This window comes from Streptomyces diastatochromogenes, from assembly GCF_002242805.1.
Classification (GTDB): domain Bacteria; phylum Actinomycetota; class Actinomycetes; order Streptomycetales; family Streptomycetaceae; genus Streptomyces; species Streptomyces diastatochromogenes.
Genome location: NZ_MCGQ01000013.1, coordinates 258,605 through 271,695, shown reverse-complemented (window position 1 = coordinate 271,695; position 13,091 = coordinate 258,605). Strand labels below are relative to the sequence as shown.

At 70.9% G+C, this 13,091-nt stretch carries 9 protein-coding genes and 1 pseudogene; 1 reads left to right on the top strand and 9 read right to left on the bottom strand.

Annotated elements, in window-relative coordinates:
* Nucleotides 1-20: 20 nt before the first annotated feature.
* The 6 genes from BEK98_RS16065 to BEK98_RS16045 form a co-directional block, all read right to left on the bottom strand.
* The gene (locus BEK98_RS16065) at nt 21-959 is read right to left on the bottom strand and encodes an EamA family transporter (protein WP_094217196.1); all 939 of its coding nucleotides are present in this window, start codon (nt 957-959) and stop codon (nt 21-23) included.
* Nucleotides 960-1,088: 129 nt separating this feature from the next.
* Nucleotides 1,089-3,131, bottom strand: coding sequence for an ABC transporter ATP-binding protein (locus BEK98_RS16060; RefSeq protein WP_094217195.1), 2,043 nt, complete (start codon nt 3,129-3,131; stop codon nt 1,089-1,091).
* Nucleotides 3,132-3,234: 103 nt separating this feature from the next.
* A complete protein-coding gene (locus BEK98_RS50860; protein ID WP_279635467.1) occupies nt 3,235-3,366 on the bottom strand; it encodes a hypothetical protein in 132 nt (43 codons plus the stop codon).
* A gap of 221 nt (nt 3,367-3,587) precedes the next feature.
* A complete protein-coding gene (locus BEK98_RS16055) occupies nt 3,588-4,709 on the bottom strand; it encodes a lipid II:glycine glycyltransferase FemX (protein ID WP_094217194.1) in 1,122 nt (373 codons plus the stop codon).
* Nucleotides 4,710-4,740: 31 nt separating this feature from the next.
* The gene (locus BEK98_RS16050; protein WP_094217193.1) at nt 4,741-5,520 is read right to left on the bottom strand and encodes a metallophosphoesterase family protein; all 780 of its coding nucleotides are present in this window, start codon (nt 5,518-5,520) and stop codon (nt 4,741-4,743) included.
* Nucleotides 5,517-8,345: an FAD-binding and (Fe-S)-binding domain-containing protein gene (locus tag BEK98_RS16045; protein ID WP_094217192.1), complete on the bottom strand. Its 2,829-nt coding sequence runs from the start codon at nt 8,343-8,345 to the stop codon at nt 5,517-5,519. Before BEK98_RS16045 ends, BEK98_RS16050 begins: the two co-directional genes overlap by 4 nt.
* Before the next feature lie 156 nt (nt 8,346-8,501).
* Here BEK98_RS16045 and serC point away from each other — a divergent pair, with 156 nt between their 5' ends.
* Entirely contained in the window at nt 8,502-9,620 is a 1,119-nt protein-coding gene (gene serC, locus BEK98_RS16040; protein WP_094217419.1) for a phosphoserine transaminase, read from the top strand.
* 226 nt (nt 9,621-9,846) lie between these two features.
* Here the strand turns inward: serC and BEK98_RS16035 are convergent.
* The 3 genes and pseudogenes from BEK98_RS16035 to BEK98_RS16020 all read right to left on the bottom strand — a co-directional run.
* Nucleotides 9,847-10,554 (bottom strand): annotated as a pseudogene (locus tag BEK98_RS16035) (sensor histidine kinase); the annotation flags it as partial.
* 1,104 nt (nt 10,555-11,658) lie between these two features.
* Nucleotides 11,659-11,847, bottom strand: coding sequence for a hypothetical protein (locus tag BEK98_RS48555; protein WP_094217190.1), 189 nt, complete (start codon nt 11,845-11,847; stop codon nt 11,659-11,661).
* Between the two features lie 178 nt (nt 11,848-12,025).
* Nucleotides 12,026-13,015, bottom strand: coding sequence for a hypothetical protein (locus BEK98_RS16020; protein ID WP_094217189.1), 990 nt, complete (start codon nt 13,013-13,015; stop codon nt 12,026-12,028).
* Nucleotides 13,016-13,091 lie beyond the last annotated feature (76 nt).

The window sequence follows — 13,091 nt, the reverse complement described above, 5'->3', positions numbered from 1 at the left end:
CCCGTCGGGGAGAGCGGGTGTCAGGCCTCCGGGGTTTGCGCCCGCGCCTTCCCCCGCCCCACCTGGGTCCGCACCGCGCCGATGCTCGCCGCGATGACCAGCGTGATCGCCGCGGCCTCCGTGGCGGACAGGGCCTGGCCGAGGATCAGGAAGCCGGCCGTGGCCGCGATCGCCGGTTCCAGGCTCATGAGGATGGCGAAGGTGGAGGCGGGCAGGCGGCGCAGGGCCAGGAGTTCGAGGGTGTAGGGCAGCACCGAGGAGAGCAGGGCCACCGCCGAGCCGAGGGCGAGGGTGGTGGGGTCGAGGAGGCGGGTGCCCGCCTCGGCGATGCCCAGGGGCAGGAAGAGCAGGGCCGCCACCGCCATCGCGAGGGCCAGTCCGTCCGCCTGCGGGAAGCGACGGCCCGTACGGGCGCTGAAGACTATGTAGGCCGCCCACATGGCGCCGGCGCCCAGGGCGAAGGCGACACCGGTGGGGTCGAGGTCGCTGAAGCCTCCGCCTCCGAGCAGGAAGACGCCCGCGAGGGCGAGGCCCGCCCACACCGCGTTGACCGCCCGGCGGGACGCCAGGACGGACAGGGCCAGCGGGCCGAGGACTTCGAGGGTGACCGCGGGGCCCAGCGGGATACGGGCCACCGCCTCGTAGAAGAGGCCGTTCATCGCGCCCATGGTGATGCCGAAGACGACCACCGTGACCCAGTCGGTGCGCGAGTGGCCGCGCAACCGGGGCCGGCACACCAGCAGGAGGACCACGGCCGCCGCGAGGAGCCGCAGGGCGACGACACCGAGCGCGCCGGCCCTCGGCATCAGGGTCACCGCGAGCGCCCCGCCGAACTGGACCGAGATCCCGCCGGCCAGCACCAGCCCCACGGGGCCGAACGAACCGAGGCGGCCCGGTGCACCACCCGGGGGTACGGGCGCGTGCTGCGTCGAGGGTGCGGTGGCGCTGGGCGTGCTCACGGGCGGTCCTGGGGGCTGGCTCGGATCAGATCATGTTCATCTCGATGTACTACCGAGTCCAGGGTAATAGACCCCGTCAGGAGTGTGAACCCCTTATGTAGCTGTCCTGGATGCTGAGATTCGTCGCGCTCAGATGCCGGGCCAGGGCTCCTCGTCCCGGAACAGGGGGCGGCCGTCGGGAAGCGTGGTGGGGACCGACATATGGGCCTCAGACATATGGGCCTCATACACAGGCTGGGGCCAAGAGGTGGCTTCGGCGGCGTACGGGTCGTAGCCGCCGTACTGCTGCTGGTACCCCGGCGTGTACTCGTACACCGGTGCCGGCTCGGGCTCCTCCTCGAACAGCGGCAGCCGCAGCTCGGCCGTGTCCATGGACGCGTTGTTCTGCGAGCGGTGCAGCCGCGCGTAGGCCCCGCCCCGCGCGAGCAGTTCCTCGTGGCGGCCGGTCTCGACGATGCGGCCGCGGTCCACGACGAGGATGCGGTCGGCGTCGGGGGCGAGGTTGAGGTCGTGGGTGATCATGATCGTCGTACGGCCCGTCATCAGCCGGCGCAGCGGCTTGACCACCCGGCGGGCGGCCATCGCGTCCAGTCCGGTGGTCGGCTCGTCGAGGACCAGGACCGGGGTGTCGCGCAGGATGGCGCGGGCGATGGCCAGGCGCTGGAGCTGGCCGCCGGACAGCCAGGCGGAGTTGGGGTCGACCCTGGTGTCGTAGCCGTCGGGGAGCCGGACGATGAAGTCGTGCGCGTCGGCCGCCCGGGCCGCCTCCTCGATGGCCTGGTCGCTGGCGCCGGGCCGGCCGCAGGCGATGTTGGCGCGGACCGTGTCGTGCAGGACGAGGGTCTCCTGGGGGAGGAGCGTGACGTACTCGCGGAGGCGGGCCAGCGGGAAGTCGCGCAGGGGGACGCCGTCCAGCAGGAGCTCGCCCGCGTCCGGGTCGTAGAAGCGGAGCAGGAGCTTGGAGACCGTGGACTTTCCGGCGCCGCTCGGGCCGGTGACGATCACCAGTTCACCGGGGCTGACGGCGAAGGACAGGCCTTCGAGGGCCGTACGGTCGGCGCCGGGGTAGCGGAAGGAGACGTCCCGGACCTGGACCGTGCCGTCCGGGCGGCCGGGCGCCGTGCCGTGCCGGGGGTCGGTGACCGAGGGCCGCACGTCCAGGATCTCGATCAGCCGCTCGGCGCCCGCCGTGGCCGCCGTGACCGTGAGCCCCAGCTGGGCCAGGCCCCGCACCGGCGGGTAGAGGTAGCCGAGGAACGCGGCGAAGGCGAGGAGCTGGCCGAGGGTCATCCGGCCGGTGGAGATCTCCCAGGCGCCGATGCCGATCACGGCGAGCACGCAGACCGTCTCGATGACCTGGACGAGCTGCTCGTAGGCCTCGTTGAGCCGGGTCGAGCGGACGGAGGCGCGGAACCAGGCGTTCGCCTCCTCGCTCAGCCGCCGGCGTTCGGCGTCCCGGCGGTCGTAGGCCTGGGTGAGCACGATGTTGCCGAGGGACTCCTCGACGACGGAGGTGATCGCGCCGTCGGCGACCCGGCCCTCCCGGGAGACGTCCTTGATGGAGCCGGAGAAGCGGCGGGCGGCCAGCCAGAACAGGGGCGCGAGGACGAAGGTGGCGGCGGCCAGGTCCCAGCGCAGCCAGAACGCGGCGGCCGCGTAGAAGAGGGCGGAGAAGGCGGCCGAGGCGGCGCCCACCAGACCGGACACGACCATCGTCTCGATCGCCTCGACATCACTGGTCAGGCGGGAGAGCAGGTCGCCCTGGCGGTGGCGCTGGAAGAAGTGCGGGGGCAGCTGCTGCACATGGTCGAAGACGTGCTCGCGCAGCCGCATCACGAAGCGCTCGGTCGCCCACGCGGCAAGGGAGTTGCCCGCGTACGCGATCAGCGCGCCGACCACGGCGATGCCCAGCCACTTGACGGCCGGACTCCAGAACGCGGCCAGCGAACCCTTCTGCAGGGCGTGGTCGGTGAGGTCGCCGAAGAGCAGGATGGCCTCGGTCTCGGCGAGCGCGGCGAGCACTGTGCACACCCAGACGAGGATCAGCCAGCGGCGCAGTCCTCTGGTCAGCGGCCAGAAACGGCGGAACGCGGTGCGGGCGGGAATGGTCGGGGTGTCCTCGTGCTCGAGTTCCTCGCCGTCATCGATCTCATCAATCTCATCGATTTCCATTCACATTCCCTCCGCTTTCTCCGACCCGTCCCACTGGAATTCAGGAACTCATGGGAAAAGGGGCCGACGGTGCACCATCGACCCCTTTCAGCTCAGCGTCGGATCAGCGGTCCTGGCCGGGCAGCGGCTTGGGCAGCGGCTTGGGCGCGTGCTTCTTGGGCTTCGGCTTCGGCGGCGGCGGGAGCTGCTTCGACTTGGGCTTCGGGGGCAGCGGGGCAAGCTTCTTGAAGCTCATTCCGACTCCTAGTGTTTCGCAGTTCTATGGTCCGTGAATTCCGCGTCCGGAACCCGACATCGAAGAACCTACACGCCACCCAAGCCCCCGAACGGCAAAAATGGCAAAGGGGCGCTGTGAGTACCTAGGAGTACCTTGGTGATTCCTGAGGGACGCCCCCGAACCTGAGAGTTCTCTTATGAACCCGATACGAACCTGAGAGCAGCCTTATGAACCGGGGCTCAGCGCCGGGCCATGTAGACGTCGAAGGCCTTGTGCAGCAGCCGGTTGAGCGGGAAGTCCCACTCCCCCAGGTACTCCACGGCCTCACCACCCGCGCCCACCTTGAAGCGGAGCAGCCCGAGCAGGTGGTTGGACTCCTCCAGGGTGTCGGTGATGCCCCGGAAGTCGTAGACCTGGGCGCCGAGTTCGTGGGCGTCGGCCATCATCCGCCACTGCATCGCGTTGTTGGGCTGAACCTCGCGCTTACGGCTGGTGGAGGCGCCGTAGGAGTACCAGACATGGCCGCCGACGATCAGCATGGTGGCCGCGGCGAGCACCTCACCCTCGTGGTGGGCCAGGTACAGCCGCATCCGGTCGGGGTGTTCGGCGGCGAGCGCCGTCCACATGCGCTGGAAGTACGGCAGCGGGCGCGGGATGAACCGGTCGCGCTCGGCGGTCTCCGTGTAGAGGTCGTAGAAGACCGGCAGGTCCTCGTATCCCCCGCGTACGACCTTCACGCCCGCCTTCTCGGCCTTCTTGATGTTGCGCCGCCACTGCTGGTTGAGCCCGCGGTGGATGTCCTCCAACGACCGCCCGGCGAACGGCACTTGGCACACATACCGGGGCTGCCCGGCGGCGAAGCCCTCCTCGCTCCCCGCCTCGGCCTGCCGCCAGCCCATGCGGCGCAGCCGGTCCGCCAGCTCCAGGGCACGCGGCTCGTACGACGTCGCCTCCGCGTCCCGCAGCCGGTGCGCGCCCGGGTCGGCGATCGCGGCCTTGACCGCCTCGGGACTCCACCGCCGCACGACGACGGGCGGCCCCATCTTCACGGAGAAGGCACCGCGCCCCTTGAGGTAGGCCAGCATCGGATCCAGCCAACGCTCCGGATCAGCCGCGTGCCAGTCGATGACGGGCCCTTCGGGCAGGTAGGCCAGATACCGCTTCACCTTGGGCAACGGCCGCAACAGCACCAGCCCCGCCCCGACCAGCCGCCCGCCCTCGTCGAACCACCCCAGACTCTCCGCCCGCCAGTCGGGCTTCACGTCTCCCCAGGACGGCAGTTGCATGTGGCTGACGGAGGGCAGGGAGGCCGCGAAGGCCAGGTGTTCGGGGCGGGTGATGGGGCGGAGGGTGAGGGGCATGGGCGGGGCTCCTTCGCGATCATTGGTCTCCTCACCCTACGAAGCCACCCCTCCCGTCCCTCGGCCCGAACGCCCCCAGCGCCTCCGTGTCCGTCACGCGGGAGTTGAGGTAGAAGTCGGCCCACTCCGCGATGTCCGGGTAGGCGCACTCGGAGGTGAGCCGGGTGATCGCCGCTGGTATGTCGTACGACGTCACGCGCAGGTCGGCGCCGGGGCCGAGGAGGCACCAGTGGGCGCCGGGGCGGCCGTACGGCATGCCGACGCTGCCGGGGTTGACCACCAGCCTGCCCTGGGCCAGGCGGACGTAGGGCATGTGGGTGTGGCCGCAGACGATCGTGCCTGTGTCGGGGGCGAGGTCGGTGAAGACCTCCGCCCAGCGCTCGGGGCGGGAGTCCACCAGCACGACCTCCTCGTCGTCGCGCGGGGTGGCGTGGCAGAACAGGACCTTGCCGAGGCCGCGGACGCGGAGGGTGAGCGTTCTGGGGAGGGCCGCGAGGAAGTCGACCTGCTCCTCGCTGAGCGCCTGCGCCGCGAAGGGGCCGATGGGGTCCGGGATTTCTGTGCGCTCACCCCGTCGGTACTCCACCAGCTCCCGGTCCGCGTTCCCGCCGACCCACCGCACCCGGTCACCCAGCGACCGCAGCAGGTCCAGCACTTCGGATGGCTGCGGGCCCGCCGTGATGTCCCCGGTGAGGACGATCCCGTCGGCGGCGGCCACCTCGGGCTCCGCGAGGACGGACTCCAGGGCGGGGAGTACGCCGTGGATGTCGGAGAGGACTGCCAAACGGTCGTATTCCTCTTCCTCAGTCACTTCTCAACCCCCGGTTCCTTCTCCAGTTCTTCCGCCAGTACTTCCGCCAGGTGCCGCCCCCGCACCCCCGCCAGTTGCTCCAGCTGTGTGCGGCAGGAGAAGCCGTCCGCCAGGATCACCGTCCCCTCGGACGCGTCCCGCACCGAGGGCAGCAGCTGTTCCTCCGCGCACGCCTTCGACACCTCGAAGTGGCCTTGTTCGAAGCCGAAGTTGCCCGCCAGGCCGCAGCAGCCGCCGCTCAGCTCGCCGGTCAGGCCCGCGGACTCGCGCAGGCCGCGGTCGGCGGTGTCGCCCAGGATCGCGTGCTGGTGGCAGTGGGTCTGGCCGGCGACCGGGCGGTTGACGCCGGGCGGGATCCAGTCGGGGGCATGGCGCTCCAGTGCCTCGGCGAAGGTGAGGACCGCTGACGCCAGCCGGGCCGCGCGCGGGTCGTCGTGCAGGAGTTCCGGGAGGTCGCCGCGGAGGGCCGCCGCACAGCTCGGCTCCAGGACGACGACCGGGGTGCCCCTGCGCAGCACCGGTTCCATCAGGTCCAGGGTGCGGCGCAGCACCGCGCGGGCCCGGTCGAGCTGGCCGGTGGAGACGTAGGTCAGGCCGCAGCAGACGCCGCCGGCGGGCGGGCGGGACGGCGGCGGTACCGGCCTGAGGCCGGCGGCCTCCAGCACCCGTACGGCCGCCTGTCCGACCGAGGGCGAGAGGTGCTCGGTGAAGGTGTCGGGCCACAGGACGATCGGGTCTCCCACCGTGCGCTGCTTCCGCCGCCGCCACCAGTGGGTGAACGTCTCCGGCGCCACCCGAGGGATCTGCCGTTCCGGTGCGATTCCGCCCAGCCGTTTCCCCGCCCGTGCCAACAGCCTTACGGAGGCGAGTCTGTTGAGGAGGGGGGCCGTGCGGGTTCGTGCCACCCAGCGCAGCCATAGCGGGAGCCGGCCCATCGTGTAGTGGGCGGCCGGGCGGCGTCGGCCCTCGTAGTGGTGGTGCAGGAACTCGGCCTTGTAGGTGGCCATGTCGACGCCCACCGGGCAGTCCGAGCGGCAGCCCTTGCAGGACAGGCAGAGGTCGAGCGCGTCCCGGACCTCCGTGGAGCGCCAGCCGTCCGTGACCAGCTCGCCCGCGAGCATCTCGTGCAGCAGCCGGGCGCGTCCCCGCGTGGAGTGTTCCTCCTCGCCGGTCGCCCGGAAGGAGGGGCACATCACGGCGGGGCCGGCCGCCGTGGTCGTACGGCACTTGGCGACGCCGACGCAGCGGCGGACGGCCGCACGGAAGTCGCCGTCGTCGGCCGGGTAGCCGAAGGCCACGTCCACCGGGCGGCGGGGCAGGACGGAGAAGCGGAGGTTGGTGTCGAGTGGGGCGGGGCGGACCAGCATGCCGGGGTTGAGGAGGTCGTCGGGGTCCCAGAGCGCCTTGGCCCGCTCGAAGAGCCGTACCGTCTCCGCGCCGTACATCCGCGGCAGCAGCTCCGCGCGGGCCTGGCCGTCGCCGTGCTCCCCGGACAGCGAGCCGCCGTGGGCGACCACCAGGTCGGCCAGCTCCTCGGAGAAGCGGCGGAAGCGGCCGACGCCCGCCGCGGTGAGCAGGTCGAAGTCGATGCGGACGTGGATGCAGCCGTCGCCGAAGTGGCCGTACGGAGTGCCGCGCAGGCCGTGGGCGGTGAGCAGGGCGCGGAAGTCGCGCAGGTAGGGGCCGAGCCGGGCGGGCGGTACCGCGCAGTCCTCCCAGCCGGGCCAGGCCTCGCTGCCGTCCGGCATGCGGGTCGCCGTACCGCTCGCGTCCTCGCGGATGCGCCACAGGGACCGCTGGGCCGCCGCGTCCGTCACCACCAGGGAGTCGACGACGTCGGCCGCGCGGACGATCGTCTCCGCACGCGCGCGTGCCTCGGCCGGTGTCTGCCCGCCGGTCTCCACGAACAGCCAGGCACCGCCCTTGGGCAGGCCGGCCGGCGAGCGCACCAGGTCGGCCGCCATGCCCTCCACCGTCAGCGGGCCGTGCGGGAGCAGACCTGCGGCGGCCTCGGCGGCCGCGCTCTCGTCGCCGTACGCGAGCACCGCGAGGGCCCGCGCGCGTGGGGCCTCCACCAGCCGTACGACCGCCTCGGTGAGGATGCCGAGGGTGCCCTCGGAGCCGCAGAAGGAGCGGGCGACGTCGGCGCCCTTCTCGGGCAGCAGGGCGTCCAGGGCGTACCCGGAGATGCGGCGGGGCAGGTCGGGGAAGCCGGTGCGCAGACGGGCCAGGTCCCCTTCGACCAGGTCGCGCAGCCCGTCCGGGGCGCCCGCCCAGCCCTGCCCGAGTCGCAGCCGCTGCCCGCGCGCGGTGATGACGGACAGCTCCCGGACACTGTCCGCGGTCGTCCCCCAGGCGACCGAGTGGGAACCGCAGGAGTTGTTGCCGATCATTCCGCCGAGCGTGCACCTGCTGTGCGTGGCCGGGTCGGGGCCGAAGCGGAGGCCGTGCGGGGCGGCGGCCTCCTGGAGGCGGTCGAGGACGAGCCCCGGTTGGACGACGGCCGTACGGGTGCCCGGGTCCAGCTCCAGCAGGCCGTTCATATGCCGGGTGAAGTCCAGCACCACGCCCGTGCCGGTCGCCTGCCCCGCGATCGACGTGCCCCCGCCGCGCGCCACCACCGGCACCCCGCGCGCCCGGCACACCTCCAGCACCCCGGCCACGTCCTCGGCGTCCCGCGGGGCCACCACCCCCGCCGGGACCCGCCGGTAGTTGGACGCGTCCATGGTCACGAGCGCCCGGGCGGTGGCATCGAAGCCGACCTCACCCCGGACGACCCCGCGCAGCTCCGCCTCAAGGCCCGAGAGACCCGCCAGATCCGTCATGCGTCCAGGATGCATCCGATCACGCACAGTCACCGAGACTTTTCCACAGCCCCGCACGTTTCGTCGTACAACCTCACAAGTCCACAGTTCAGCGATCTCGTCTCATCGGACGGACACGGTTCCGTCCCGTTTCACGTGGGCGATACCCTCCGACTCGTGGCCGACATCCAGATTCCCGCTGACATCAAGCCCGCCGACGGACGATTCGGCGCGGGCCCCTCCAAGGTGCGCACCGAGGCGCTCGACGCGCTCGCCGCGACCGGAAGCTCTCTGCTCGGCACCTCCCACCGCCAGGCCCCGGTCAAGAACCTGGTGGGCCAGGTCCGCGAAGGCATCAGCTCCCTGTTCTCGCTCCCCGAGGGCTACGAGGTCGTCCTCGGCAACGGCGGCTCCACCGCCTTCTGGGACATCGCCACCCACGGACTGATCGAGAACAAGTCGCAGCACCTCAACTTCGGCGAGTTCTCCTCCAAGTTCGCCAAGGCCGCCAAGCTCGCCCCCTGGCTGGCCGAGCCGACCGTCATCGCCACCGACCCGGGCACCCACCCCGAGGCGCAGGCCGAGGCGGGCGTCGACGTCTACGCCTTCACGCACAACGAGACGTCCACCGGTGTCGCCATGCCGATCAACCGCGTGGCCGGCGCCGACGAGGGCGCGCTCGTCCTCGTGGACGCCACCTCCGGCGCGGGCGGCCTCCCGGTCGACATCGCCGAGACCGACGTCTACTACTTCGCCCCGCAGAAGTCCTTCGCCTCCGACGGCGGCCTGTGGATCGGCGTCTTCTCCCCGGCCGCGATCGAGCGCGCGGAGCGTATCCACGCGTCCGGCCGCCACATCCCGGAGTTCTTCTCGCTCCCCACCGCGATCGACAACTCCCGCAAGAACCAGACGTACAACACCCCGGCCCTCGCCACCCTCTTCCTGCTCAACCAGCAGCTGGAGTGGCTCAACAGCCAGGGCGGCCTGGCCTTCTCCACCGGCCGCACCAAGGACTCCTCGACCCGCCTCTACACCTGGGCGGAGGAGTCCAAGTACGCCACCCCGTTCGTCTCGGACCCGGCCAAGCGCTCGCAGGTCATCGGCACGATCGACTTCTCCGACGAGATCGACGCGGCGGCCGTCGCCAAGGTGCTGCGCGCCAACGGCATCGTGGACACCGAGCCGTACCGCAAGCTCGGCCGCAACCAGCTGCGCATCGCGATGTTCCCGGCGATCGACCCGGCGGACGTCGAGGCGCTGACGAAGTGCATCGACTTCGTGATCGAGAAGCTCTGACCTCCTTCCTTCGACGTCGATAAGGGGCGCCCCGGTTCTTGCCGGGGCGCCCCTCGTCGTACGACGGTCACGCCCGCCTACGCCTTCGCAGCCCGGCCCGTCATGGGTGCGGACGCTCGATGGCCAGGTGGCCGGAGTCGCAGATGGTGAAGAGGTGTGCCGGGGCCGTGGGCATCTGCCCGCCGCCATGGTCGAGGTAGCCGGCGTCGAACTGGTCGGCAACGGACTCGCTGCCGTTCTCGCTGGCGTCGACGGGCAGCATGACCAGCGCGGTCGTACCACCGGTGCCGGAGGGGCGCAGCTGGATGCGGATGCCGTGGCGCTGGGACAGCCAACCGACCACGAACAGACCCATGCGGTGGGCGACCGACACATCCATGGAGGGCGGCGAGGCGAGCCGCTCGTTGATCTCGGCGAGGTCCTCGGCGGTGAGACCGAGACCGGAGTCGTGGATCTCGATCATCGCTCGGCCGTCGGGGAGTGCGTGCCCGGTGACCTTGACCCTGGTCTGCGGCGAGGAGAAGGACGTCGCGTTCTCGAGCAGTTCGGCGAGCAGGTGCACGAGGTCGGTGACCACACGGCCGGCGATCGCGGCGGTGGGCACGGCGGCCAGTTCGATGCGCTCGTACTGCTCCACCTCGGACGCGGCGGCGCGGAGCACGTCGACCAGCGCGACCGGCTGGGTCCAGCTGCGGCCGGGCTCTTCACCGGCGAGAACGAGGAGGTTCTCGCAGTTGCGACGCATCCGGGTGGCCAGGTGGTCCAGTTTGAACAGCGACTCCAGCCGGTCCGGGTCGGCCTCGCGGGACTCCAGCTCGGCAAGGAGTGACAGCTGGCCTTCGATGAGCCCATGGGAGCGATGCGAGAGGTTGATGAACATCGCGTTGACTTTGCTCCGAAGGAGGGCCTCCTCAACAGCCAGTTGCGCGGCCTCCGTCAACTGGCGCCTCGCGGCCGATCTCCTGAGCGCCTGCGGCCGGACCTTCGCGGCTCTGCGCGCTGCTTCCTGCAGCAACTCGTCGGCCTTGGTCTGGGCCTCCTCCAACTGAGCCGCGGCCTCCCGGGCGGCTGCCAGGCGTACCTGTTCGGCCTCCTGATGTACGCGTTCCAGGTCCGCCAGCCGATGCTCGGCCACCTCGGCGGCCTTGGCCAGCCGCAGCCGTTCCTCCCTCGCCCGCCGCTCCAGCTCCGCTCGCTCAGCGGCCTCCTGCGCCACGGCCAGTTCGGCTTCCAGCTCCCGGCAACGCGTCCGCGCGACGTCCCGTTCCCGCTCCGCGTCCTCGAGCGCCTTCTCCAGACGAGCGACCTTGTCCCGCAGCCGCGCGCACGCCTCCTCCAGCTCCTCCTTGCGCATCCGGTGCCGTTCCAGATCCGCCCGTAACAAGCCCCGCTCGTGGTGCTCCGCCGCCTCCAGCTGACGAAGCTGTGACTCCAGTGCCCACAACTGCTGCTTCTGCCCCTCCGCGGCCCTCCTCAGTTCCCGGATCTCCAGCTGCGCCTCCTCCGCACGCAGAACGGCGTCCTCCAGCCGGTCGCTGGCCATCTGCTCCCGGTACCGGGCCGGGTCATCGGCCAGCAACGCGTCCCGATGCAGCCGGTACATCCGGCCCTGCAGCGCCGCACTGACCTCCGTGCCGTGAGCCTTGCAGGCCGACTTCATCAACCCGTCGAGAAAGTGCTTGTCCGGGATGCGCTCCCCACTCAGATAGCGCGAGACCGTGGAGACCCCGATGTGGTGATAGACCGCGAACTGCCGCTGCGACTTCCCCGAGCCCTTCAGCAGCCGGCGCAACGCCTCGGCCAGATCCCGCACTTCAGGACGCAGTTCTCCCGACAGCGGCTTGAAGCCCTCCGCATCACCGAAGGCCGTATCACCGAAAGCCGTATCACCGAAAGCCGCGTCATCGAAGGCCGCTTCCTCGCGGTCATCGTCCCCCACCACCGTCTCCTCTCCCCGGACGCATCCGGGATGTACCTACAGGAACCCGACAGGCCGCCTGGCCCTCACCGTCTTGTCAACGACGGCAACCGGTCTCGGTCAGTGCGCCTGATCGATGATGGAGTTGAAGAACGCCACGGCGGCCGCGAAAGCGGTCGCGCCCACCATGACCGACCGCGCGTCGCCGCCACCGTCGGCACAGGCGGTCAGCACCCCTGCTCCCACGCCGACGAGCACACCCAGCAACAGAATCAGCGCCGAGCGCATGGTCAGCAGTGATCGATTCACGTGAGCCCTCCTGGAGACGGCGGCACTGTGCACGGCCTCTCTCAGTGTGCCGAGACGGGAGGGTGTTCCCGGCCGGGAACAGGGTGTTCCCCAGCAGGTGGGAACACATATCGAGGGGCGCCCGGCGCACCCCCGAAGCCGAGGCTCACCGAACCGCCAGACATCGGGACCCGCCGGTTCAACCCCTGCGCCGCAGCCGCCGCAGCCCGAAGAACGCGGCCGCGCCGACGGCGACGATGACGGCTCCGACCTTGATGCTCCCGCTGTTGCCGGCGCTGCTGCCGCTGCCGCCGGCGGAGGCGGAACTCCCGCTACTGGACGGCTCCTTGCTCGTCGCCCCGGCCGGTGCGTCCTGCGCCTCCACCGAACTGTCGGCGCCCTCGCTGCCGTACATCAGCTTGGTGCCGTCGACGGAGTACGAGACGGACTCCCCCTGCCCCTGCAGGGGGACGTCGAGCCGCCCTTCCTTCTTGATCTTCCCGCCGTTCCAGTCGTAGTAGAGGCCACCGAAGTACCCGCGCACCGCGAGCTGCCGGCCGCTCGGCGAGAAGGCGGCGTCGGTGGCCCAGAGGTCGATGGCGGCGACGGGCTTGAAGATGTTCGCGCCGGAGGTGGAGAGAGTGGCGGGCCCTTCGTACAGATGCCCGCCGTCCTCCTTCTTGTCGATGATGTACACGCGCCCGGTCTTGGGGTGCACCACCAGCGACTCGGCGTTCCTCGCCCCGTCGGAGTACTTCACGACGTACTGCGTGGCCCTGACCGTCTGGTCCTTCAGCACCTTCGGCTCGGGCAGCCGGTAGATCCAGACGTACGGCCACTTGCCGTCCAGGTTGTCGCCGATGTCGCCGACGTAGATCTGGTTGTCCGGTCCGATGGAGATGGCCTCCACGTCACGCGGGGAGCCGATCCCGCGCAGGGTCACCGTGGCGACGGTCTTCCCGGTCGCGCTGTCCACGGCGTAGATGTACGGCCCGTCGTCGCTGTCGTTGTGCGTCCAGTAGATGCCGGGGTGCAGATGGGAGGCGGCCAGGCCGCTGGACTCGGTGATCCGGGGGTCCTTGATGGTGAACCCCTGGTCACCGGTGCTGTCACCATCGGCGGCGGAGGCGGGCAGCGCGCAGGCACCCGCGAGCAGGACCCCGGCGAGCAGGGCGAACGGTCGACGCATGCACCCAAGCCTGCCATTCCCTCCGGAGGTTCACGGGGCGTGGTGGGCCTCACACTCCACATGCAGCCGTGATCGT